The sequence below is a fragment of the Citrobacter sp. Cpo065 genome (assembly GCF_030332805.1).
In the GTDB taxonomy this organism is placed as follows: Bacteria; Pseudomonadota; Gammaproteobacteria; order Enterobacterales; family Enterobacteriaceae; genus Citrobacter; species Citrobacter portucalensis.
The window spans coordinates 223610-248499 of record NZ_JAOWHC010000032.1 but is presented as its reverse complement, the minus strand read 5'-3'; the positions used below and the strand labels follow the sequence as shown (position 1 = coordinate 248499).

Sequence of the window (24890 nt, the reverse complement as noted above, 5' to 3'; positions counted from 1 at the left end):
ATTTTCCTGGGGGATAAATGAGCGCGGGAAGCCACAAATTTACCGTTCGCCGCATTGCGGCATTGTCACTGGTTTCATTATGGCTGGCAGGTTGTTCAAATACCTCGAATCCACCTGCACCGGTCAGTTCCGTTGATGGCGGTACATCAACGAACACCAATTCCGGCATGCTGATTACGCCTCCACCAAAAATGGGCTCGACGTCGACAGTACAGCAAACGCCACAGATCCAGCCAGTGCAGCGTCCGACCACACAGTCAACACAGATCCAGCCTGTCGCGGAACAGCCTGTTCAGATGGAAAACGGTCGTATTGTGTACAACCGTAAGTATGGGAACATTCCGAAAGGTAGCTATACGGGCGGCAGTACCTATACTGTTAAGAAAGGCGATACCCTTTTCTATATCGCCTGGATTACCGGGAACGATTTCCGTGATCTCGCACAACGCAATAACGTTCCGGCCCCGTATGGCCTGAATGTCGGTCAAACTCTGCAAGTGGGCAACGCGTCGGGTACACCGATTACTGGTGGGAATGCCATCACCCAGGCGGATGCAGCACAGCAAGGAGTTGTGACCAACCCTGCACAAAATTCCACCGTTGCTGTTGCTTCGAAACCAACAATTACGTATTCTGAGGATTCAGGTGAACAAAGTGCTAATAAAATGTTGCCGAACAACAAGCCTGCTGGGACCGTTGTCACAGCGCCTGTAACGGCTCCAGCAGTTAGCGCAACCGAATCAACTGCAAGCTCAACGTCAACCAGCTCGCCAATCTCTACCTGGCGCTGGCCGACTGACGGCAAAGTAATCGAAAACTTCGCGGCTACTGAAGGTGGCAATAAAGGGATCGATATTGCAGGCAGTAAAGGACAGGCTATTGTCGCGACCGCAGATGGACGCGTCGTATATGCCGGTAACGCACTGCGCGGTTACGGTAATCTTATTATCATCAAACATAACGATGATTACCTGAGTGCCTACGCCCATAACGATACAATGCTGGTCCGGGAACAACAAGAAATCAAGGCGGGGCAGAAAATAGCTACCATGGGTAGCACCGGAACCAGTTCAACACGCTTGCATTTTGAAATTCGTTACAAGGGGAAATCCGTAAACCCGCTGCGCTATTTACCGCAGCGATAATTCGGCGGAACCAGGCTTTCACGTGCTAGTTCCGTTAGGGATCACGGGTAGGAGCCACCTTTATGAGTCAGAATACGCTGAAAGTTCATGATTTAAATGAAGATGCGGAATTTGATGAGAACGGAGTAGAGGCTTTTGATGAAAAAGCCTTGAGTGAAGAGGAACCCAGTGATAACGACCTGGCTGAAGAAGAGCTGTTATCGCAGGGGGCCACACAGCGTGTGTTGGACGCGACTCAGCTTTACCTTGGTGAGATTGGTTATTCACCACTGTTAACAGCCGAAGAAGAAGTTTATTTTGCGCGTCGCGCACTGCGTGGGGATGTCGCTTCTCGCCGTCGCATGATTGAAAGTAACCTGCGTCTGGTGGTGAAAATTGCTCGTCGTTATGGCAATCGTGGTCTGGCATTGCTGGACCTGATTGAAGAGGGCAATCTGGGACTGATCCGTGCAGTCGAGAAGTTTGACCCGGAACGCGGGTTCCGCTTCTCAACATACGCAACCTGGTGGATCCGCCAGACGATCGAACGGGCGATTATGAACCAAACCCGTACGATCCGACTGCCGATTCATATTGTAAAAGAGCTGAACGTCTATCTGCGTACCGCGCGTGAGTTGTCGCATAAACTGGACCACGAACCGAGCGCAGAAGAGATTGCTGAACAACTGGATAAACCGGTTGATGACGTCAGCCGTATGCTCCGACTCAACGAGCGTATTACCTCGGTAGACACCCCGCTGGGTGGCGATTCCGAAAAAGCGTTGCTGGATATTCTGGCCGATGAAAAGGAAAACGGCCCGGAAGACACCACGCAAGACGATGATATGAAACAGAGCATCGTCAAATGGCTGTTCGAACTGAACGCCAAACAGCGTGAAGTGCTGGCACGTCGTTTTGGTCTGCTGGGGTACGAAGCTGCGACACTGGAAGATGTGGGCCGTGAAATTGGTCTCACCCGTGAACGTGTTCGCCAGATTCAGGTCGAAGGTCTGCGTCGTCTGCGTGAAATCCTGCAGACTCAGGGACTGAATATCGAAGCGCTTTTCCGCGAGTAAGCACAAGTTCTATCAAGAAAGGCCAGTCTCATTGGGACTGGCCTTTTTCTATGTTTGTTGCCTGATGGCACTGCGTTTATCAGGCCTATGGGGAGCAGGACTTTGTAGGCGGATAAGACATTTATGTCGCCATCCGGCAGATTAGTTCATCATCTTACGCACCAGACGTGTGAACTGCTCACGTTCTTCATCAGATAATCGCCCCAGAAACTCATCATCCACGCTATCGCCTAACGGAGTTGCGCTGGCCAGTAATGCTTCTCCTTGCGCGGTCAAATAAACAAACCGTCGACGCTTATCTGCCGGGTCATGTTCACGCCTGACCAGCTCCCGTTTTTCCATTCGGCTCAGCATTTCCGCAAGGGTTGCCTTGGTACAGACTGCGGCTTCGGTCAGGTCAACCTGCTCAATGCCGGGACGTTCAGCAATGGCGCGCATTACCGCATACTGTGGTTTGGTCAGATCCGGTAATTCATGTTGCCAGCGGGACGTATGCTGCTGGAAGAGCTGACGTAAAAGGTGAAATGCTTTATTTCGTAACGGCATGAGCGCTCCGGAATTCCTGTCAGTCTCTATCATAGCGGGTTACGCATCTTTTTTTAACAATTGCGGCTTTAGCGATCTGTGCTCGATGACCTTGCCCGAAATGTTATGTGAGAGTATTTTAATCAAAACGTTCGTACACGAACAAAAATCGAGAGACTAAATGAGACTGATTGTCGGAATGACCGGGGCAACCGGTGCGCCCCTTGGTGTGTCGCTATTGCAGGCGCTGCGGGAAATGCCCGAGGTGGAAACCCATCTGGTGCTGTCAAAGTGGGCCAAAACCACTATTGAACTGGAAACACCGTACAGCGTCCGTGATGTGTCCGCGTTGGCCGATTATTGCCACAACCCGGCGGATCAGGCAGCGACCATCTCCTCTGGATCGTTTCGTACTGACGGCATGATCATTATCCCCTGCAGTATGAAAACGCTGGCCGGTATTCGTGCAGGCTACGCGGAAGGGCTGGTGGGGCGCGCTGCTGATGTGGTGCTGAAAGAAGGGCGCAAGCTGGTTCTGGTTCCGCGTGAAATGCCGCTTAGCACGATTCATCTGGAAAACATGCTCGCACTTTCCCGCATGGGCGTGGCGATGGTCCCGCCGATGCCCGCGTATTACAACCACCCGCAAACGGTCGATGACATTACGCAGCATATCGTTGCGCGTGTGCTCGATCAGTTTGGTCTGGAACACCCCAACGCCCGTCGCTGGCAGGGTTTACGGCAGGCGCAGAATTTTTCACAGGAGAATGAATAATGGCATTTGATGATTTGCGCAGCTTTTTACAGGCGCTGGATGACCAGGGGCAATTGCTGAAAATTAGTGAAGAAGTTAACGCCGAGCCGGATCTGGCTGCGGCAGCCAATGCGACCGGACGCATTGGTGACGGTGCGCCAGCGCTGTGGTTTGACAATATTCGTGGTTTTACCGATGCCCGCGTGGCGATGAACACAATTGGTTCGTGGCAGAATCACGCCATCTCTTTAGGCCTGCCGCCAAATACCCCGGTGAAAAAACAGATTGATGAGTTTATTCGCCGTTGGGATAAATTTCCGGTTACGCCGGAGCGTCGCGCCAATCCGGCGTGGGCTGAAAACTGTGTTGATGGTGATGAGATCAACCTGTTTGATATTCTGCCGCTGTTTCGCCTGAACGATGGCGACGGCGGTTTCTATCTTGATAAAGCCTGCGTGGTGTCGCGCGATCCGCTGGATCCGGACAACTTTGGCAAACAGAACGTCGGCATTTATCGTATGGAAGTGAAGGGCAAACGCAAGCTTGGCCTGCAGCCGGTGCCGATGCACGATATCGCGCTGCACCTGCATAAAGCCGAAGAGCGCGGTGAAGATCTGCCGATTGCCATCACGCTGGGTAACGATCCGATCATCACCCTGATGGGGGCCACGCCGCTGAAGTACGATCAGTCGGAATACGAAATGGCGGGAGCGCTGCGTGAAAGTCCGTATCCGATCGCTACCGCGCCGCTCACCGGCTTTGACGTGCCATGGGGTTCAGAAGTGATCCTCGAAGGGGTAATTGAAAGCCGTAAGCGTGAAATCGAAGGGCCGTTTGGCGAGTTTACCGGACACTATTCCGGTGGACGTAATATGACGGTCGTGCGTATCGATAAAGTCTCTTATCGCACCAAACCTATTTTTGAATCGCTGTATCTGGGGATGCCGTGGACGGAGATTGACTACCTGATGGGTCCGGCAACCTGCGTACCGCTGTATCAACAGTTGAAAGCCGAATTCCCGGAGGTGCAGGCGGTGAATGCCATGTATACCCACGGTTTGCTTGCAATTATCTCCACCAAAAAACGCTACGGCGGCTTTGCCCGCGCGGTGGGGCTGCGCGCAATGACGACGCCGCATGGCCTGGGTTACGTGAAAATGGTGATTATGGTTGATGAGGATGTTGATCCGTTCAACCTGCCGCAGGTGATGTGGGCGCTGTCTTCGAAGGTCAATCCGGCGGGCGATCTGGTGCAATTGCCGAATATGTCGGTGCTGGAGCTTGATCCGGGTTCCAGTCCGGCGGGGATTACCGACAAGTTAATTATTGATGCGACCACGCCGGTTGCGCCGGATAACCGTGGGCACTACAGCCAGCCGGTATGTGATTTACCGGAAACGAAAGCCTGGGCAGAAAAACTGACCGCCATGCTGGCCAACCGTAAATAAGGAGTAGCAGATGATTTGTCCACGTTGTGCCGATGAACATATTGAAATGATGGCAAACTCGCCGGTAAAAGGTATCTGGACGGTATATCAGTGCCAGCATTGTCTATACACCTGGCGTGATACTGAGCCGCTACGCCGTACCAGCCGCGAGCACTATCCGCAAGCGTTTCGCATGACGCAGAAGGATATTGATGACGCACCGATGGTGCCGAGTATTCCACCGCTACTGGCAGAAGATAAGCGCTAATCAACACGCCGGGTGCGGCTTTGCCTTACCCGGCCTACATATAGTGATATTTTATAGGCCCGATAAGCGTATCACCATCGGGCTTTACGGCGTTACACCAGACTCTTCAACCGGTAGATCCACTCCAGCGCCTGGCGAGGCGTTAGCGAATCCGGGTCGAGATTTTCCAGTGCTTCAACGGCGGGCGACGTTTCTTCCGGAGCTGACAGGAGCGACATCTGTGTGCCGTCGACCTGGGTCGCAGCAACATTCGGCGCGATGCTTTCCAGTTCGCGCAGTTTTTGCCGCGCGCGTTTAATAACCTCTTTCGGCACGCCTGCCAGGGCTGCTACTGCCAGACCATAGCTCTTGCTCGCCGCACCATCCTGTACGCTGTGCATGAAGGCGATGGTATCGCCGTGCTCTAACGCATCCAGATGCACATTCGCGACGCCTTCCATTTTCTCCGGTAACTGAGTCAGTTCGAAGTAGTGGGTGGCAAACAACGTTAATGCTTTGATTTTATTGGCCAGATTTTCAGCGCACGCCCACGCCAGCGACAGGCCGTCGTAGGTGGAGGTGCCGCGTCCAATCTCATCCATCAGCACCAGGCTGTTCTCGGTGGCGTTATGCAGAATGTTGGCGGTTTCGGTCATTTCTACCATGAAGGTAGAACGACCGGAGGCCAGATCATCCGCCGCGCCCACGCGGGTAAAGATGCGGTCGATAGGCCCGATCTCCACTTTCTGCGCCGGAACGTAGCTGCCGATGTAGGCCAGCAGCGCAATTAACGCAGTCTGGCGCATATAGGTACTTTTACCCCCCATGTTCGGGCCGGTGATAATCAGCATCCGTCGCTGAGGCGAGAGGTTTAGTGGGTTGGCGATAAACGGCTCGGTCAGCACCTGTTCAACCACCGGATGACGTCCCTCGGTAATACGAATACCAGGCTTGTCGGTGAAGGTCGGGCAGGTGTAATTCAGGGTATAAGCGCGTTCCGCAAGGTTGACCAGTACGTCCAGCTCTGCCAGCGCGCTGGCGCTTTGTTGCAAATCAGCCAGGTGCGGCAGCAGCATGTCGAACAGCTCATCGTACAGCTGTTTTTCCAGCGCCAGCGCTTTGCCTTTTGATGTCAGAACTTTGTCTTCGTACTCCTTCAGCTCCGGAATAATGTAGCGTTCGGCGTTTTTCAGCGTCTGGCGACGCACATAGTTAATCGGCGCCAGATGACTTTGCCCGCGACTGATCTGAATGTAGTAGCCGTGAACGGCGTTAAACCCAACCTTCAGCGTATCAAGGCCGGTGCGCTCGCGCTCACGGATTTCCAGTCTGTCCAGATAGTCAGTTGCGCCATCAGCCAGCGCTCGCCACTCGTCCAGTTCTTCGTTATAGCCGGGGGCGATGACGCCACCGTCGCGAACCAGCACAGGTGGAGCTTCCACTACGGCACGTTCCAGCAGTTCACGCAGCTCAGCAAACTCACCCATTTTCTCGCGCAGCATCTGTACGGGGGCACTGTCTACGCTTTCCAGTTGTGCGCGCAGTTCCGGTAATTGCTGGAATGCATGACGCATACGGGCCAGATCGCGCGGACGCGCGGTACGCAGGGCCAGACGTGCCAGGATACGTTCCAGATCGCCGACCTGACGCAGCACGGGTTGCAATTCATCAGTGGAATCCTGTAGCGCGCCGATGGTCTGTTGGCGCTCAGTGAGGACTTTGGTGTCGCGGACCGGCATATGCAGCCAGCGCTTGAGCATACGGCTGCCCATCGGCGTCACGGTGCAGTCGAGTACTGAAGCCAGCGTGTTTTCAACACCGCCCGCCAGGTTCTGGGTAATTTCCAGATTGCGGCGCGTGGCGGCATCCATAATGATGCTGTCCTGCTGACGTTCCATGGTGATGGAACGAATATGCGGCAGCGAGGTACGCTGGGTATCTTTTACGTATTGCAGCAGGCAGCCAGCCGCGCATAATCCACGCGGGGCGTTTTCTACGCCAAAGCCAATCAGATCCCGCGTGCCAAACTGCAGGTTTAGCTGCTGGCGAGCGGTATCGATTTCAAATTCCCATAGTGGACGACGACGTAATCCGCGACGTCCCTCAATCAGTGAGGTTTCAGCGAAATCTTCGGCATACAACAGTTCAGCGGGATTGGTGCGCTGCAATTCTGCGGCCATGGTCTCGCGGTCGGCGGGTTCGCTAACACGAAAACGCCCGGAGCTGATATCCAGCGTTGCGTAACCATAACCTTTACTGTCCTGCCAGATAGCGGCCAGCAGGTTGTCCTGGCGTTCCTGTAACAGCGCTTCATCACTGATGGTGCCTGGCGTGACGATACGCACCACTTTGCGCTCGACCGGACCTTTGCTGGTCGCCGGATCGCCAATCTGTTCACAAATAGCGACGGATTCACCCTGGTTGACCAGCTTGGCGAGGTAGTTTTCTACCGCATGGTGAGGAATGCCCGCCATCGGGATTGGCTCGCCCGCAGACGCGCCGCGTTTGGTCAGGGAAATATCAAGCAGCTGAGACGCACGTTTCGCATCGTCATAAAACAGTTCGTAAAAGTCGCCCATGCGGTAAAACAACAGTATCTCCGGGTGCTGGGCTTTCAGCTTGAGATACTGCTGCATCATTGGGGTGTGGTTCGTGAAGTCCGTATCAAGTGACTCTTTCATATCGCTTTTGCTCTTTTTTTAATCTTTTTGGGGACCTGGGCAGTCTCACGTGAGCCCCTGGAAACTCACATAAACCCACAAATTTGTCATTCGAAAGCCGCCTGATGGGCAGTAACGACGAGCGTTGGCTCGACCTGAATGGTCTATCTTATCACCGACAACGACTGAGATTCATCCGTAGGTTTTGCCGCCAGAACGCTTATTGATTATTCATTTTCCGGCAAAGCATAATTCTGGCAGTACAGATAGGGGATCCCCTCTTTGGTAATCAGGTATGTCGCGCTGTTCAGTGCAAAAAAATCGACGTTGGATACGCTGGTGTTGGTCAGGAAAAAATCGGGGAGGAGTTCCTGAATAAGGCTGGCGGGAGCTGTTTCGCGATTGGAAATTTGGATTTTCTGTGAAATCCAAACCGGGCTTGAGCCGTAGCTGGATTGTGTAAAAAGTACCATGCGTTGCACGGTTTGCTCATTATTTTCGGCATCTTTGATAATACCATCAATATTCACAATACCTTTACTGCCCCCGGTTTTAATATCAATAATCCCTCGGAACGAGCTTGTATTGCGTACAATTTCGATGGCAGAGCGGCAGGTGAGATCATGTAACTCGCCATTGTTCTTACTGTACCGATAGACGACAGTAAGAATAAGCGCAGCAAAACAAAACAGCAGGATAATACCTGTCTGGATGCGGGACGTTCGGGGATATAAGTTCATTAGCTATCATACCGTGGGTAATATACCGACTGACAGGCATTTTCTTGCCTGGCTTTTATCGGTGAGCGACACACCAGCACGGACAGTTTCTTAGACTCAGGATAGGTCGTGATATAGATAAATTTATGGCTCTGACACAGTCCTGGGTTTTTGTCGATAAACGCGGTATGCCGGGAGAAATTACTGGCATCGTTATTGAAATAATACTGACAGCCAGTGGGTGCTTTATCCGCAGTGATATAGCCGGAGAAATAATCATCGCTGGCTTTCCATGGATATAATATCAGCACACAAATTATCAGGGTAAGTGCCAACATTACTGTTTCTGCAGCCGTTATCAAAGGTTGACGCGGTGTGTCAGCCAAAAATTCCTCAATGGTGGCATCTGGCGCTAAGGATTCTTCAGCAGAAGCAGAGTTCTCCTCCGGTGTTTCAATGACCTGAATATCAAACTCTTCTTGAATGATCAGCCCTTTGCGGGGGATCGTTGTGATCAGCGGTTGTTCAAGCTCCAGCTGCAGTAAGCTTTTACGCAACGAGAGAATGCTTTGATAAAAGGCGTTGAAACTCACCTGCCGGTGATTTTTACCCCAACCGAATTCCAGCAATTCGTTTTGAGAAACCACTTGCCCGCGATGTTGAATAAGTAATAAAAGACATAACGACGCTGAGTGTTTGAGTTTTATCCGCTGATTGGGGTGATCTACCCGCGCCAGACATTGTGTGGCTGGCGTAAATATTATTCTATTTTCAATCAGATAACTGACATTGCCAGTCTCAGACATATTGTCTCTACTCTTGATGATGCGTCTGGTGGTTGTTTAGTCATGATACCACTGAGCCTATAAAGACCACCAGCATGGACCTGATTCCACAGCGAGAACCGCGAAGTGTTGCAAATTGGTATCATAATATAACAAGAATGAAAACTTTTTAATGAAAATAAAATCCATTAAAATCAATTGATTGTATCTTTTTGGCTACTCTGCAAAGAACAGAAAGATGAAAAAATGTCGACAAAGATGATTGCCATTAATTCTTTATGGACAGCGCCATATACTGCATGGCACCACCACGCGAAAACAGCATGAACCTTAACGCGTCAATGGCACCAGGGAATGCCGGTGGTAGATGTAGATGGGAATAAATGTCAGCTTGTTTGCGAGCTGACATTTATTTTTAGTGCCGAGTAAATTTAACCATCTTTTTGACTAAGCCATAATTTGCGGTAGAGAGTCCCATGTTCCAGAAAGAAATTGAAAATGCTGTAGTGCTCGTTGGCGATGAAATGAAGAAGTCGGATAATGCCTGGCTGTCGTTACGTAAAAAACGTCAGCGTATTGATTTGAAGACCGATGGACAAATCTTATTTCTGGAGAAAGGGACTGTCTCTGTTTATCGTGTGGAAAACGATTTAGTCACCGTGAGTATTTCTGCACCTGCTATTCTCGGCCTGCCACAAATGCGTACGGAAGTGGCTGGTCACTATTTACGTTGTGATACCGATTGTGAAATGTGGGCGATGAGCGTACAAAATGCCGATCACCTGTTTACGACCAAAAACTTATGGAAGCAGGCGTTTGATATCTTAACGCATCATCTTCAACGTTATTTTCAGCGTGAGGCGTTGCAGTCGCACCGCACTATACGTGAGCAGATTATTGAACACGTGAAATATATCTGGTCGATGGAACCAGAGGTTCGCGAGAAAACATCCGTGTATACTTTTATTTTGACCCGTAACCATATTTCACGTAGTGCCATCCATAAGGTGTTACAGGAGCTGGTTAATGACGGGAAAATCACCCTGAATCGTGGAAAGCTCTCTTTTTGCACGCCGTTATAAAATCATGCGCTCCCCGGCAAAATGTAAGGGAGCGCAACCGATCAACGTTCTCTGAGTGCTTCCGCGCGTGCGCGAATAATCGGTTTTAACAGGTAGCTCAGAATCGTTTTCTTGCCGGTGAGAATATCGACGCTCGCCACCATGCCGGGAATGATCAGCATCGGATGCTCTTTTGTTCCCAGGTAATTTTTGTCCGTCTGCAAACGCACAATATAAAAGCTTCGCCCCTGCTTATCGGTAACGGTGTCCGGGCTTATCTGCACTACTTCGCCTTGCAGACCGCCATAAATGGTGTAATCGTAAGCGGTAAATTTCACCATCGCATGTTGACCCGGATGGAGGAAGGCGATATCGCGCGGCTGGATTTTGGCTTCGATTAACAGTTTGTCATCCAGCGGAACGATTTCCACCAGATCGCTGCCCGGTTGAATGACGCCGCCGATAGTATTCACCATCACCTGCTGGACGATACCCCGCACCGGTGAGGTGACCATGGTACGGTTCACCCGATCCTCCAGTGCTTTAACGCTTGCCTGGGTTTTACTCAGATTAGTGCGAGCTTCATTGAGTTGGGCCAGCGCATCGCTCTGGAAACGGCCACGGCTTTCACCGATTTTATTCTCAATCTCTTTAATTTCTGACGTAGCCTTGGGGAGCGACAGGCTAATAGAATTGAGCTGCCCGGCGGTTTCCACCTCGGTACGACGCAGGCGCAGCAGTTCGACTTTTGAAATGGCGCCTGAAGCGAGCAGCGGCTCGGACATTTTGATTTCCTGACGGATTAACCCGAGGCTGTGCTTAAACTGATCCTCCTTTGACTCAAAGTCGCGCAGCTCCTGTTTTTTCTGCACCAGCTGTTCTTCGAGCCCGGAAATTTCGTTGTGAAATTGTTCCCGACGGCTGTTGTACAGCTCGGTTTCTCCTCGGGCGACATCCGGTGCCTGGCTGGCTATCTCGTGTGAAATCACAAAGTCCCGGTTTTCAACTTCCGCCGTCAGGCGTTCTACTTTGGCGCGCAGACCGAGTTTGTCGGCTTCAGTTTCACCCACGTTGGAGGCGAAGCGCGTGTCATCTAGGTGCAGTAGTGGAGTTCCGGCGTTAACGATTTGCCCTTCATGCACGTACAGCTCGGTGACAATTCCCCCTTCCAGGTTCTGGATTTTTTGCAGTTTTGATGAAGGGATCGCTTTGCCTTCACCGCGTGTCACTTCATCAATTTTTGCAAAACCAGCCCAGATGAAGGACAGCACCACCAGCGCGAGGATCACCCGCAACGTCAGTCGTATCACTCTTGGGGCGTCATCAATTATGGCCTGACTAACCTCATTAATACTGTCGGTTTGATTTTCATCACGACCGCGAAAATAGTGCTGCATATAGCTGCGGGCACGAGTCAGGAGATCAGCGAGACGCATTAATTTGCCCCTTTTTCAACGCATCCATCACTACCCCTTTCGGACCGTCTGCGATGATGCGACCTTTATCAACAATAATCAGACGGTCAACCAGCGACAGCATGGAAGCGCGGTGCGTGACCAGTAATAACGTTTTTCCCGCAATACAGGGGGCCAGCGCGTGTTTGATCTTCTCTTCGCTGGTGTTGTCCATCGAACTGGTGGGTTCATCCAGTAGCAGGAGAGGGGGATCAAGCAACAGTGCGCGCGCGAGCGCCACCGCCTGCCGTTGCCCGCCGGAAAGCTGGGAGCCGCGTTCGCCGACCTGCAGGTTATAGCCGTCGGGATGCAGGCGTGCGAATTCGTTGACGCCAGCCAGTTCTGCCGCTCGCAGCATGGTTTCGTCATCGACATAGCGCGCTCCGCACAGCAGGTTATCGCGCAGCGTGCCGTTGAATAGCTGGATGTCCTGTGGCACGTAGCCGATGCTGTGGCGCAGATCGTTCACATCCAGCTGGCGAGAGTCGATACCATCGATCAGCAGGTTCCCGGCGCTCGGCTGGTATAAATTGACGATAAGTTTACTCAGTGAACTTTTACCGGAACCGCTGCGTCCGATAATGCCGATGCGCTCACCGGGCTGAATGGTCAGGTTAATTTTGTGCAGCGACAGGTTTTGTTGCTCCGGGTAGCTGAAATCCACATCGCGAAATTCAATGCTGCCCTGTAACTGTTCACGCTTGAGCGGGTTTTCATCCGCACGGCGCTCCTGCGTCAGCGACATCATTTTCTCAGTGTTTTTGATGGTCAGTTTCGCCTGCTGATAGCGGGCGATAAGGCCGGTGAGCTGACCCAGCGGCATGAGTGCCCGGCCGTTAAGCATGTAGCAGGCGATCAAGCCACCCATACTCAGTTTGCCGTCGATAATCATGTACACCCCGACGATGATCATCACCACGCCTGAAATTTGCTGGAACCAGCCGGTAAGGTTGCTGGCCAGGCTGGACAAGGTTTTCACCCGCAGTTCGAGACGGCTCAGGCTGCCCAGCGTTTGTTCCCACTGGAACTGGCGTTCGCTTTGGGCATTATTCACTTTGATGGCATCCAGACTGCTCAGGGTTTCAATCAGTAGCGCCTGACGTTCGCTGGCGAGGCTCATGGTTTTTGCCACAGCAGCGTTGACCGGCTTTTGTAGTGCCCAACTGCACAATAGGGCAATCGGTAATGTCAGTACCGGGATCCATGCCAGCGCGCCGCCGATAATGCCAATAACAATCAGCAGTAACAGGGTGAAGGGCAAATCGATAATCGTCGTCAAAGTGAGGGATGAGAGGAAATCACGCAGTGACTGAAACTCGTGAATGTTTTGTGCAAAGCTGCCCACGCGTGCCGGGCGCTCTTTCATCTCCATACCGACAATGCGCTCAAACAGGGTTGAAGAGATGATGAGATCGCTTTTCTTACCTGCAATATCAAGGCAGATACCGCGCAGCATTTTTAAAATCAGATCAAAGACAAAAGCCAGGCAGATGCCAACTGCCAGCACCCATAGTGTGACCGTTGCCTGGTTTGGCACGACGCGGTCATACACATTCATGGTAAAGAGCGGTGTGCCGAGCGCAATCAGGTTGATTAACAGACTGGCCAATACCGCATCCATATACAGAAAACGCGACAGTTTCAGCGTGTCTTTAAACCAGGATTTGGTGCGCGGCAAAAAGGCCTCTGCCTGCAAATCGAATTCGTGGCGCGGATGCGCAAAAATGACTTTGCCCGCATAGTTTTGCTCAAGCGTGGCAGCATCAACGCAAATTTCCCCACCTTCGCTTTCGCTGGGCATAAAACGGGCGCTACCGTCATCGTTCCAGGCCAACAACACCCCGGTACCCCCCGCGTTCAATAACAAGACAGCAGGCAGAGATATTGCCGGAATTTTATCGAGCGTGCGCGTGACGACTCGCGCCTTTAAACCGGCCCTTGCTGCCGCGCGTGGAAATATATTTAGCGTGAGCCGATCGTTTTCTAATGGCAGGCCACTGCTTAATGTTGAACGACTCGCCGGTTTACCGTGCAGAGAACACAGAATCAGTAAGCTATCTAATAACGGGTCGTCATTATGGCTACGTGGGTCGTGATGTTGAGAATTAGGGTTAGCGTAATTCTCAGGGACGTCATTTAATAATTCGGCTTGTGCACTCATTTTCGCAACCATTCTGACCGTGCACGGTTAAATAATAGCAAGCTAATAATAAGCGTGCAGGTCAGAGATTTATTGGGGGTTAATAATTATTAATGAAGTTCCGGTAAGCTATTTTCTTCTGCTGAATCTACCGGTTGTCCTGAAGGCGGCGGTGTGATTTTTAGAATATTCATTAATTCCCCGGTGCGTTCGCTAATACGATAGCCACTGGTCATGGCCAGATAACGTAATTCAACAAGACGGCGTTTAGAGGAGAACACTTCATTTTCACTATCGAGTAAATCCAGCAGCGTGCGCTCGCCAAGACTAAATTGATCCTGATAAGCCGTGCGCACTTTGACGCTGCGGTCGGCATATTCTTCCGCCGAAGGAAGCTGAGCGCGTGCGTTTTGCAGTGCGGTCCAGGCCAGGCGCAGCTCCTGATTCAGCTGGCGCAGTGTGTTATTACGTACATCCTGAGCCTGCTTGTGCAGATAAGCGCGGGAGTTCATGTTGGCTTTGTCGCTGCCGCCCTGGTACAGGTTGTAATGCAGTTTGACCATCGCCTCCCACTCTTCGGTGTGTGCGCTGGTGGTATCGGTGTTGTTGCTAATCCCGCGGGAAAGCTCAACGTCCACACGTGGATAGAAGGTGGATTTCGACGCTTCATACTGCTGGTGCGCAGCTTCGATATCCGCATTGGCAGACTTCAGTAATGGATTATTTTTTTCCATCCGACTTTTGGCATCTTCCAGCGAGGTTGGCAGCTGAGAGTCAATGCTCTCTGGCTGGCTTAAGCCCTGCGGATCCATGCCCGTCACGCTGACAAAGGTGGTTTTCGCGTCTTCAAGGTTAGTCTGCTCGGTCAGCAGGTTGTTTCGCGCCTGCGCCAGACGCGCTTCGGCCTGCATAAAATCCCCGGAGCGCCCAACGCCCTGATCGGTACGCAGTTTTATCTGGTCGTAAATGCGCTCGTGGTTCGCCAGATCGTCTTCAGCAAGGCGCACAAACTCTTCGCGTTGCAGCACGTCGAAATAGGCCTGAATCACCGCATAAGCGGTGCTTTCACTGGTGTTCATCACACCATAGGCGCGTGAGTCAACGGTCGCTTTTTGTCGCGCCACTTCGCTGTTGGTCGCAAAGCCGTTAAACACATTCTGCTCGAGGCTGATAGTCGCCTCGTTAGGTGATTGAGTCAGACCGTTATTGCGTCCTGCAGCGCGGGTAGTTGCATCATCAACATTTTTGCGCCCGGCCTCGGCATTTAAATTCAGTGATGGCAAATAGCCACCTTGTGCCGCACGCAGATCTTGCTCCGAGGAATAACGGCTATTTATTGCAGCATTAACTTCAGGATGATTCGCTAATGCATCTTTAACGGTATTTTGTAAGTCTTCTGCGTTTACTGCATTTATTGAAAAACATGAAAGCAGAAAAACTAAAAACTTCTTCATGACATGAATGCCCTATATCTCACGGTTATGACATCCAGGTGTCGTCGCTATCATCCATTTTTACAAACACGTTATATTAATTAACAAATATGAATTGTCTTAATTGATGGCTGTAATCAGCTATTCAGCGACATGTTTTGTCACATCGTGTTTTATTTTTGGTTATTTTTTATTATATTCATTTGCCAGTCAAGTCTCATGTAATTGCATTCTATAAAATGTGTTTTTTTCTACATTGAGATATTAATGTTTACATTAATTGAATGTGATATTTGTTCGTTAATGTATTAACGAGTTTATAAAAATAATGATGGTAATTAAGTGAGGTTACGGTGAGCAAATTACTCGGTGTGATCAAAGCAATTATTGGACAGGTTTACGTAGTTGATGCCAATGGTGCACAACGACTGGTTCATGAAGGCGACAGGGTATATAGCGGTGAAGAAATTGTGACCGGTGCCAGCGGCGCGGTAAGTATCTCTTTACCAGACGGAAAAACGCTGGATATAGGCCGTAATAGCCATTGGGGTGAGCACGGGCTACAGGTCAGCCATCATCCGGAAAGTAGTGCTCAGGATATTGCCGCCGCACAAAAGGCCATTGCCGATGGCGCTGACCCGACGCAGGTGCTGGAAGCCACCGCGGCGGGTAATGAAGCACCGGTAACATTAGAAGGTGGCGGCGGGGGGCACACTCTGGTTCAGCTTGAATTGACCGGGCAGGTGGTTGATCCGACAGCAGGTTTTAACACCAAAGGTCTGGGAAGCCCGAACTGGGATATCAATCTGCCGATAGGGGGCGTTACCGCAGGTTCCGCGAGTGTTTTCCCGCCTGAGGTACAAATTACCGAGTTTGCCGGCAACGACGGTTTCATTAACAAAAGCGAATTCCATCAGACCCATTTAAGCGGCACCAGTAATCAAAATCACATCACACTCACCTTCACCGATAGCCAAAAAAACACATTCACCGTTACTGTTCCGGTGAGCAACGGGCACTGGAATATTGATACCGATCTGGGGGGACTGGTCCCGGGAAATGTAACAGTGGTGGCAATAGCCACCGATGTGACGGGACGAACGGCAGAAAGTTTTGATCATGCGCTGATTGATATTACCGGACCACACATCGACATTACCGTTGATAACGTCACGCCGGATAACCTCATTAACTACGAAGAGTCGCGTCAACCGCAAACCCTGATCCACGGGTCGGTCGGCGGCGATACTAAACCCGGCGATATCGTTACTTTATTGGTTGATGGTAAAGAATATACCGGTGTTGTTACCGACCCCGGAAATGGGACTCTGACTTATACCATCCCGGTACTGACCTTGGGGTTACTGCATGACCCGAACATCCACGCCACGTTAACCTCTACTGACGACGCAGGAAATACCACCATTGTTTCCACGGATCATCATGTCGATAACGACCTGTATGCGCAAAATGCCGTGACCATTGAAACGGTGGCGAATGATGATGTCGTCAACGCTAATGAGTTTCGTATGCCGACCATTATTTCTGGCATTGCCAGCGGTGATGCGAAAGCGGGTGATCCGGTCACGTTGACCATTCAGGGCAAAGCGTTTCACGGCACGGTTTTCGACGATCATGGTCAGCTACGCTATGAAATCGTTGTGCCTTCCGCAACTCTCAAAGAGGGGGCTAACGATGTGCAGGTGACGCTGGTAAGCCATGACGCAGTAGGTAATGAAGCCACTGCTGTGACGCACCGCACCGTGGTGCTGGACACCCAGGCACATAACGCCCTCACGATTGATGATGTCACGACAGATAACACCCTGAATCGTGCTGAGCTGTATATGCGTAACCAGGTGATTTCCGGAACCGTCAGCGGGGAAGACGCGAAAGCGGGTGATCCGGTACAACTGGAGCTTAACGGCCATCAGTACAATGGTCAGGTGATCGATCTCGGTAACAATACGCTGGGCTACCGTATTGCGGTTAACGCTTCCGACTTTGCCAATAACAGCATTCCGGTTGATGGTAACGTGGAAATGAAGGTCACGGTTACCTCTCACGATGCGGCGGGCAACCTGGCGATCGCCACCGATACCCACAGCGTGCACATTGATAATCTTGCGACCAATCAGGTCAACATTGACGCGGTGGCGACGGATGATGTGGTCAACGCGATTGAACACCGCATGATCACGCTGATTAGCGGTGTGGCAGGCGGTGATGCCAAAGCGGGCGATGCGGTCACCGTCAGCGTACAGGGGCAAAACTATGCCGGAACGGTGGTCAATGATAACGGTCAGTTGCGCTATGAAGTGGCATTACCGAAAGGAACGCTGCTGGAAGGTAAAAACGACGTGGTGGTAACGCTGGTCAGCCACGATGCGGCGGGTAACGAAGTCACCGCGCTCGCGCACCGTACCGTCACGCTCGATACTCAAGCGCACAACTCGCTGACAATCAATGATGTAGATAGTGATAACACCCTGAATCGTAGTGAGTTGTACACACGTAACCAGGTGATCTCCGGCACAATTGGCAGCAATGAAGATGCTAAACCTGGCGATCCGGTTCAACTCGAAATTAACGGTCACCTGTACCGGGGGGAGGTAATCGATTTAGGCAATAACACGCTGGGCTACCGTATCACGGTAAACACCGCAGACTTTGCCAACAACAGCGTACCGGTCGACGGTAACGTGGACGTGAAGGTCACAGTCACCTCTCATGATGTGGCGGGTAACCTGGCGATCGCCACCGACACCCACATCGTGCACATTGATAACGTTGCGACCAATCAGGTCAGTATCGACGCGGTAGCGACAGATGACGTAGTCAACGCCATTGAGAACCGCATGGTAACACTGATTAGCGGTGCAGCCGGCGGTGATGCCAAAGCGGGGGATACGGTCACCGTCAGCGTCCATGGGCAAAACTATGCCGGAACAATCGTTGATGATAACGGGCAGTTGCGCTACGAAGTCGCGTTGCCGAAGACGGCCTTGCAGGAAGGTAAAAACGACGTAGTGGTGACGTTGGTCAGTCATGACTCGGTGGGAAATGAAGTTACCGCGCTGGCACACCGCACCATCACGTTAGACACTCAGGCACATAATACTGTCCGTATACATGATGTCACTGCCGATAACACATTGAATTACCAAGAGCTACTTGCGGCTAAACAGACCATTACCGGTTTCGTTGGTGGTGAGGATGCAAAGATAAACGATCCTGTCTTACTAGAGATAAATGGCCATCAGTACAGCGGTAAGGTGATTGATTTTGGTCGCGGTAAGCTGGGTTATAGCATTGATGTAGATTCTTCAGCATTTGCTGATAACAGCGGCCATGTGCTGACGAATGTGAAAATTACCGCGATGGTCACATCTCATGACGCAGCGGGAAACCTGGCGATCGCGACTGATTCCCATAAAGTTCATATCGATAACTACGCGGAAAACACCATTAAGATTGACGCAGTGGCGACGGACAATGTGGTGAACGCCAATGAAAACCGGATGCCGACGATTATTAGCATCGTAGCCGGTGGTGATGCCCGGGAGGGTGATGCGGTAACTATCAGGGTTCGTGGACAAGACTTTGACGGCAAGGTGATCAACGATAACGGTCAGTTACGCTATGAAGTGGTTCTGCCGCATGGAACCTTGCATGAAGGAAAGAATGCGGTGGTCGCGACGCTGGTCAGCCATGACGCGCTGGGCAATGAAGTGACCAGTGAGTCGCACCGTATTATCACTCTTGATACTCATGCGCAAAACACTATCTCGCTAGATAACATTGCTACAGACAATGTTATCAATTACCAGGAACTGTCCGCGGCGACACAGCGCATTACCGGCATCGTTGATGGTGAAGATGCGAAGGTCGGCGATCCCATTCAACTCGAAGTTAATGGTCATCAGTACGATAGCCGGGTCATTGACCTTGGTAACGGGCATCTGGGTTACAGCATTGATGTGGACTCATCGGCCTTTGCGAACAATAGCGTCCATGTGTTGACGGATGTCGATGTGCACGTCACTGTCACCTCTCATGATGTGGCGGGTAACCTTGCCATCGCTACCGATAGCCATAAAGTTCATATTGATAACTTTGCCAAAAACGTGGTGACGACGGATGTAGTCGCGTCGGATGATGTGGTGAACGCCATTGAAAACCGCATGCCGACGCTGATTAGCGGTATCGCAAAAGGCCTGGATGCCAAAGCGGGCGATGTGGTTACCGTCCACGTACAGGGGCAAACACAGGACTTTAGCGGCACGGTGGTTAACGATCACGGCGTTCTGCGCTACGAAGTGTTTGTTCCAACAGGTGTGTTGCAGGAAGGCAGCAACGACGTGATGGTGACGCTGGTCAGTCACGATGCAGCGGGCAACAAGGCGGTGGCGGTGGAGCATCGAACCGTTACGCTGGATACCCAGGCGCAAAGTACCGTCACTATTGATAGCGTCACTGATGACGACAAACTTAACCATCTTGAGCTGGATACGCCGATGCAGCTCATCAGCGGTAAGGTGGGCGGTGACGCGCAGATTGGCGATGCGGTGATCGTAGAAATCAATCACCAGACGTTTAACGGCAAGGTGATTGATCTTGGAGGCGGTCATTTAGGCTATCAGGTCCCGGTCAACTCAACGGCGTTCAGCGATAACAAAGGCAACCAGGATAAAAATGTGACCGTGAGTGTCACGGTTATCTCCCACGATGCGGTGGAAAATGAGGTCATTACCACCGCAACCCATGATGTACATATTGATAACCATGCCGCGGCTAAAATCACCGTTGATACGGTGGCGGGCGATGACAAGCTGAACGGCGCAGAAGCCGCGAAACACCTCACTGAGATCATGGGGACGGTTTCGGGCGATGTGCATGTAGGGACTAAAGTTCAGGTTATCGTCAACGGCCATACTTACGACACAACTGTTCAGCGACTCCCGGAACATAATAATGCGCTGGGATATAAGCTGGACGTTCTGAGCCGCGATCTGGTCAAAGACCCGCATATCGTGGCCCGCGTAGTCGGCGAAGATAATGTGCATAATTTCCAGAAAGCGGAGATATCGCACGATCTGGTGGTTGATTTACATGCTAAGGCAATGCTGACGATCGATCCCGTTACTGGCGATAACATGGTCAATGGCGATGAATCAAAACAGCCATTCACCTGGATAACCGGGAAAGTGGCAGGGGATGTTCACGTAAATGACGTCGTTTACCTCACCGTTAATGGTCACGTTCTTACAGGGAAAGTGCATGATGTGGGGGGCGGGGTTCTCGGCTACAGCATTAAAGTCAGCACCGCAGACCTGATCTCCGATCCGCATTTAACCGCGACGGTGAGCACCACCGATGGTGCGGGCAATCCGGCCACGGCCAATGCAGAAACCACCGTTATTATCGATACCCGTGTGGATGCGCAGATAACCATTGATGCCGTGACGCCGGATAATACGCTGAACTTTGCTGAGCAAATGCATGGCTATACGATAGTGAGCGGTACGGTGAGCGGTGAAGTTCATCCGGGCGATTCATTCACCATGACCATCAACGGCCACAACTATGCCGGGGTGGTGGAAGATCGTGGCAATCATCAGATGGGTTTCCACGTACCCGTTGCTACGGCCGATCTGGTTGCCGATCCGCATATCGACGTCACCATGGATATCACGGACGATGCCCTGAACCATGCACAAATTACAGCGCATCATACCGTTACGCTGGACGCTGACGCGAAGGCCTCTATCACTATCGATCCGGTAACGGGCGATGATGTATTGAATAAGATTGAATTGGGGCAAAAGACGACAGTTGTCAGCGGTACAGTCGGTGGCGATGCGAAAATTGATGATGTGGTGCACCTGAATATTGGTGGCCATATGGTTGATGCTATAGTGGTGGACCTGCCGAATCTGGGAACGTTGGGTTACTCCATCAAGGTGGATACGCATTGGCTGCAAAACGATCCGCATATTACTGCAACAATCACCACTACCGATGCGGCGGGTAATAATGCGACGGCAGATGCGCACAGTACCGTGGACATTGACGATAAGATTGACGCGATTGTGCATATTGATCCGATTGTTACCGATAGCGGTGATGCGGTGATTAACCACGACGAAGCCCTGAAGCAGCAAACGACGGTTACGGGGACGGTAGGCGGGGATGTCAAAATCGGTGATATGGTTGAACTGACCATCAACCATCAGACCTATTTTGCGCGGGTGGAAAATCAAAACGGTCAGCATGTATTCAGTACAAAGGTTTCGACCTTAGATCTGCTCATGGATCCGAATATTCATGCTGAAGTGACGGCAAAAGACGACGCAGGTAACATCGCGCGTGGGTACGATGATATGCCGGTGCTGGTTGATACCGTTGCTGATGCCGGGATAACGATTGATTCTGCGTTGAGCTGGCAAGGCATGGCGCTACCCGCTGGAGACCGCCCCGAATTTGTGACGGTAACAGGGCATGTTACCCCAGACGCGAAGCTTAATGATTTAGTTACAGTTGATGTGGGTAACAACACGCACCTGGAAACACATGTTATTACCCTCCCTGATGGGCAATTGGGTTACACGCTAGATATTCTTTTTCAGGACTGGAATAACAACGGCAATATCACCGTGTCCATCACCACCCATGATGATCATGGCAATACGGCGACAGCAGTAGAACATAAATTTATCGATCTTCCGTGGGTAACCAATACCTTTATTCCAGCCAATACTCCTTATGGTATGCACACCCCGTCGACAACAGGTACTGGCACCACACCGCCGCACCAACCGACCGTGCATCTCACCGTTGATCAAGTGGCAGGCGATGATGTTCTCAACCACGATGAAGCGCAAAAAGGAACGACGGCAATTCGTGGTCTGGTCACCGGCGACGTTCAGGCCGGGGACGATGTTATTGTCACCATAAATCATGTGCAGTACACAGGGCACGTCATGACTATCCCAACGATGCCGGGACAACTGGCATACGAAGTGGATGTGCCGACGAGTGAACTGCAGGCGCATCCAACGTTTGATGTCTCCATCAAGGCGGGAACAGCGACAGATTCGGTGCAGAAAACCATCACTGTCGATACGGATAACCTGCTGCAGATAACGATGGATAAGGTTGCTGGTGATGATGTTATCAATGCTGCCGAGGCGCAAAGCGGTAAAACCACTATCAGCGGTACGGTCAGCGGTGAAGGGATCCATGACGGCAGCGTGGTGAGCCTGCAGGTCAATGGCAATACGCTGACTGCGGTAGTGCATGATGATAAACACGGTCACTTGAGCTGGTCGAAAGAGGTCAGTATTAACGATCTGCACAATAACCCGGATATTGTCGCGACGGTAACGGCGACAGATGATCATGGCAACCAGGGAAGTGCCTCTGCCAGCAGCCATATTGTGGTTGATCTGATTGCTGAAGCTGGCGTCACAATAGATAAAATTGCCAATGACAATATATTGAATAAGCTTGAATCACAGCCGCGTAAAATGACTGTGACCGGTTCGGTATCAGGAGATGTCCATCCTGGGGACAGTGTGATGCTGAAGGTAAACGGACACGATTATTCGGCAACAGTTGATGCTAATAAACACTATTCTGTTGATATCGATATGCATGATTTATTAGCTGACACCGCTATTGTTGCGAAAGTAACCGGATACGACGATCACGGTAACCTTCAACCGGGCAGCTTCACTCAAAACTATAAGATTGATACAACAACAACTGGCAGCATTACCATCAATACCGTCGGCGGTGACGATATTATCAATGCCGATGAAGTGGCGGCCGGTACCGTCGAGGTCAGCGGTAGAGTTGATGGGGATGTACATGTCGGCGATAAAGTTTCAGTGACGGTCGATGGCGTAACAGTCGATACGACAGTTATTGAGCTACCGCATATGAATGGTCAACTGGGTTACACAACGCTGGTGAGTACGACCGGGCTGCAAAATAATCCAACTATTCATGTCAGCGTGGAAGGGCAGGATTCGGCGTTGAACCCAATGCGCGCCGAGAACGACAAAACGGTCACTATCGACACGCAACTGAATGCCACCATTATGCTGGATGATGTGACGGCAGACGACGTGCTGAATAATGTAGAAACGCAGCAAGCGAAAACCATCATCAGCGGTTATGTGACGGGAGATGTAGACTTTGGCGATCAGGTGACTGTCACGGTTAACGGTAAAGATCTGGTTGCCTATGTGAAAGACAGCGGTGGTCGCAAGGTGTTCAGCGTTGAGGCCAGTACGGCCGACCTGCTCCACGATCAAAATATTACCGCACATGTCATCGCCCACGATGATTCCGGCAACCATGGAAGAATCGATACCAGTAAGATCATCACCATCGACAGAACCGCTGCGGGAACGATGGATATTGATAATGTCACCCAAGATAACGTGCTTAATCATCAGGAACTCCAGGGAGCGACGGTGAGGGTAACCGGACATCTTGGCGGTGATGTAGATGTGTGGGATTCGATCAAACTAAAAATTGGCGGTCAGGAGTTTACCGGTTCGGTAGATACGCAGAGCAATGGCGATCGGGTTTATCACGTAGATGTGGACAGTCATATCATGGAAGTGAACACCACATTTTCGGTTGAGGTTAAAGGTCATGATACGCCGGGCAACCCATATTCACAGACAACTTCCCACAGCTATTCGGTTGATCAGCAGGCAGACGCCACGCTTATCGTCGATAAGGTTACCGGGGATAACCATATTTCACGTGCGGAATCACAGGACGCCGTCACGCATATTACCGGCAGCGTGAGCGGTGATGTGCATGATGGCGATCATATTAAAGCGCTGGTAAATGGTCATCAGTACGATGCCATTCTTCATCAGGGCATTAATGGGTTGACCTATGACATTGAGGCCGATACCTCCGCATTCCGTGCCGGTCATAACCGTGTGAACGTATTGGTCGAGGCGCATGATAACCACGGTAATATTACGCCTTATAGCCAAACGTTGAACGTGACGATGGACGAGCCTGCACCAGTGAAAGGGCATACGGTGGATAAAGGGAATCATGCTGCGATACAGCATGCGCTGCATAACCTGTTCGACGATAACGCATTATCTCTGTCTTATGCACCAGCAGCGACCGGACACGGTCAGGCGACAGCGGTGCTCAGTGCTGACGATAAGGCGAAGGGCGTGCTTGAAAAAGTCGATCTCAGCGATCTGGCCCGTGAACTGCATGAAGGCGTGGATATTGCGAAGTACATTCAAAGCGGCGGCGATCATCACCTGATCGCCAGTCCGGCAAAAGTGGCGCATGGAATAGATACCGCGCTGTCTACTCCGGCAAGCGGCGATCTGCATTCTCCGACCTACTCGTTGGATCACCTGATTGCTAAACCCGATCAAAACCACACTCACTAACGATTGCCTGCTGCCCTGTGTAAACAGGGCAGCAGCATCATG

Annotated in this window: 14 protein-coding genes; 7 read left to right on the top strand and 7 right to left on the bottom strand. The window is 51.3% G+C overall.

Features of this window, described 5'->3' with window-relative positions:
• Nucleotides 1-62 precede the first annotated feature (62 nt).
• A complete protein-coding gene (gene nlpD, locus OGY68_RS15045) occupies nt 63-1145 on the top strand; it encodes a murein hydrolase activator NlpD (RefSeq protein WP_234412025.1) in 1083 nt (360 codons plus the stop codon).
• Between the two features lie 62 nt (nt 1146-1207).
• The gene (rpoS, locus tag OGY68_RS15040) at nt 1208-2200 is read left to right on the top strand and encodes an RNA polymerase sigma factor RpoS (RefSeq protein ID WP_000081498.1); all 993 of its coding nucleotides are present in this window, start codon (nt 1208-1210) and stop codon (nt 2198-2200) included.
• 141 nt (nt 2201-2341) lie between these two features.
• Here rpoS and OGY68_RS15035 read toward each other — a convergent pair whose 3' ends face one another.
• Nucleotides 2342-2746, bottom strand: coding sequence for a MarR family winged helix-turn-helix transcriptional regulator (locus OGY68_RS15035; protein ID WP_020996296.1), 405 nt, complete (start codon nt 2744-2746; stop codon nt 2342-2344).
• 160 nt (nt 2747-2906) lie between these two features.
• Here OGY68_RS15035 and OGY68_RS15030 point away from each other — a divergent pair, with 160 nt between their 5' ends.
• Genes OGY68_RS15030 through OGY68_RS15020 form a run of 3 tightly spaced genes read left to right on the top strand, consistent with a single transcriptional unit; the run spans nt 2907 to nt 5174 of the window.
• Nucleotides 2907-3500: a non-oxidative hydroxyarylic acid decarboxylases subunit B gene (locus OGY68_RS15030; RefSeq protein WP_057068062.1), complete on the top strand. Its 594-nt coding sequence runs from the start codon at nt 2907-2909 to the stop codon at nt 3498-3500.
• Nucleotides 3500-4927, top strand: a complete 1428-nt coding sequence (locus OGY68_RS15025; RefSeq protein ID WP_003825816.1) for a non-oxidative hydroxyarylic acid decarboxylases subunit C — start codon at nt 3500-3502, stop codon at nt 4925-4927. Before OGY68_RS15030 ends, OGY68_RS15025 begins: the two co-directional genes overlap by 1 nt.
• Nucleotides 4928-4937: 10 nt before the next feature.
• On the top strand, nt 4938-5174 hold the full coding sequence (locus OGY68_RS15020; RefSeq protein WP_008785668.1) for a non-oxidative hydroxyarylic acid decarboxylases subunit D: 237 nt from the start codon (nt 4938-4940) through the stop codon (nt 5172-5174).
• A gap of 92 nt (nt 5175-5266) precedes the next feature.
• On the opposite strand, the gene mutS is transcribed toward OGY68_RS15020, so the two are convergent.
• The 3 genes from mutS to OGY68_RS15005 form a co-directional block, all read right to left on the bottom strand.
• Nucleotides 5267-7834 (bottom strand): DNA mismatch repair protein MutS, encoded by a 2568-nt coding sequence (mutS, locus tag OGY68_RS15015; protein WP_008785667.1) that lies wholly within the window; start codon nt 7832-7834, stop codon nt 5267-5269.
• Nucleotides 7835-8040: 206 nt separating this feature from the next.
• On the bottom strand, nt 8041-8553 hold the full coding sequence (locus OGY68_RS15010; protein WP_057068063.1) for a YqeJ family protein: 513 nt from the start codon (nt 8551-8553) through the stop codon (nt 8041-8043).
• Nucleotides 8553-9338 carry a winged helix-turn-helix domain-containing protein gene (locus OGY68_RS15005; protein WP_057068066.1) on the bottom strand — a complete coding sequence of 262 codons (786 nt, stop codon included), beginning with the start codon at nt 9336-9338 and terminating at the stop codon, nt 8553-8555. Before OGY68_RS15005 ends, OGY68_RS15010 begins: the two co-directional genes overlap by 1 nt.
• A gap of 455 nt (nt 9339-9793) precedes the next feature.
• Here OGY68_RS15005 and OGY68_RS15000 point away from each other — a divergent pair, with 455 nt between their 5' ends.
• Nucleotides 9794-10399 (top strand): helix-turn-helix domain-containing protein, encoded by a 606-nt coding sequence (locus OGY68_RS15000; RefSeq protein WP_008785664.1) that lies wholly within the window; start codon nt 9794-9796, stop codon nt 10397-10399.
• A gap of 41 nt (nt 10400-10440) precedes the next feature.
• Here OGY68_RS15000 and OGY68_RS14995 read toward each other — a convergent pair whose 3' ends face one another.
• From OGY68_RS14995 to OGY68_RS14985, 3 genes are all read right to left on the bottom strand, one after another.
• Entirely contained in the window at nt 10441-11814 is a 1374-nt protein-coding gene (locus OGY68_RS14995; RefSeq protein WP_286617156.1) for an HlyD family type I secretion periplasmic adaptor subunit, read from the bottom strand.
• The gene (locus OGY68_RS14990; protein ID WP_057068070.1) at nt 11801-13993 is read right to left on the bottom strand and encodes a type I secretion system permease/ATPase; all 2193 of its coding nucleotides are present in this window, start codon (nt 13991-13993) and stop codon (nt 11801-11803) included. The genes OGY68_RS14995 and OGY68_RS14990 overlap by 14 nt, the downstream gene beginning before the upstream one ends.
• A gap of 89 nt (nt 13994-14082) precedes the next feature.
• Complete coding sequence (locus OGY68_RS14985; RefSeq protein WP_057068072.1) at nt 14083-15426, bottom strand: TolC family outer membrane protein; 1344 nt, start codon at nt 15424-15426, stop codon at nt 14083-14085.
• A 332-nt stretch (nt 15427-15758) separates the two neighbouring features.
• Between OGY68_RS14985 and OGY68_RS14980 the strand changes: the two genes are divergently transcribed.
• A complete protein-coding gene (locus OGY68_RS14980) occupies nt 15759-24848 on the top strand; it encodes a retention module-containing protein (protein ID WP_149617918.1) in 9090 nt (3029 codons plus the stop codon).
• Nucleotides 24849-24890: the final 42 nt, after the last annotated feature.

Coding starts and splice junctions, on each gene's coding strand:
- rpoS (WP_000081498.1), top strand. CDS start 1,208: ATGAGTCAGAATACGCTGAAAGTTCATGATTTAAATGAAGATGCGGAA.
- OGY68_RS15035 (WP_020996296.1), bottom strand. CDS start 2,746: ATGCCGTTACGAAATAAAGCATTTCACCTTTTACGTCAGCTCTTCCAG.
- OGY68_RS15030 (WP_057068062.1), top strand. CDS start 2,907: ATGAGACTGATTGTCGGAATGACCGGGGCAACCGGTGCGCCCCTTGGT.
- OGY68_RS15025 (WP_003825816.1), top strand. CDS start 3,500: ATGGCATTTGATGATTTGCGCAGCTTTTTACAGGCGCTGGATGACCAG.
- OGY68_RS15020 (WP_008785668.1), top strand. CDS start 4,938: ATGATTTGTCCACGTTGTGCCGATGAACATATTGAAATGATGGCAAAC.
- mutS (WP_008785667.1), bottom strand. CDS start 7,834: ATGAAAGAGTCACTTGATACGGACTTCACGAACCACACCCCAATGATG.
- OGY68_RS15010 (WP_057068063.1), bottom strand. CDS start 8,553: ATGAACTTATATCCCCGAACGTCCCGCATCCAGACAGGTATTATCCTG.
- OGY68_RS15005 (WP_057068066.1), bottom strand. CDS start 9,338: ATGTCTGAGACTGGCAATGTCAGTTATCTGATTGAAAATAGAATAATA.
- OGY68_RS15000 (WP_008785664.1), top strand. CDS start 9,794: ATGTTCCAGAAAGAAATTGAAAATGCTGTAGTGCTCGTTGGCGATGAA.
- OGY68_RS14995 (WP_286617156.1), bottom strand. CDS start 11,814: ATGCGTCTCGCTGATCTCCTGACTCGTGCCCGCAGCTATATGCAGCAC.
- OGY68_RS14990 (WP_057068070.1), bottom strand. CDS start 13,993: ATGAGTGCACAAGCCGAATTATTAAATGACGTCCCTGAGAATTACGCT.
- OGY68_RS14985 (WP_057068072.1), bottom strand. CDS start 15,426: ATGAAGAAGTTTTTAGTTTTTCTGCTTTCATGTTTTTCAATAAATGCA.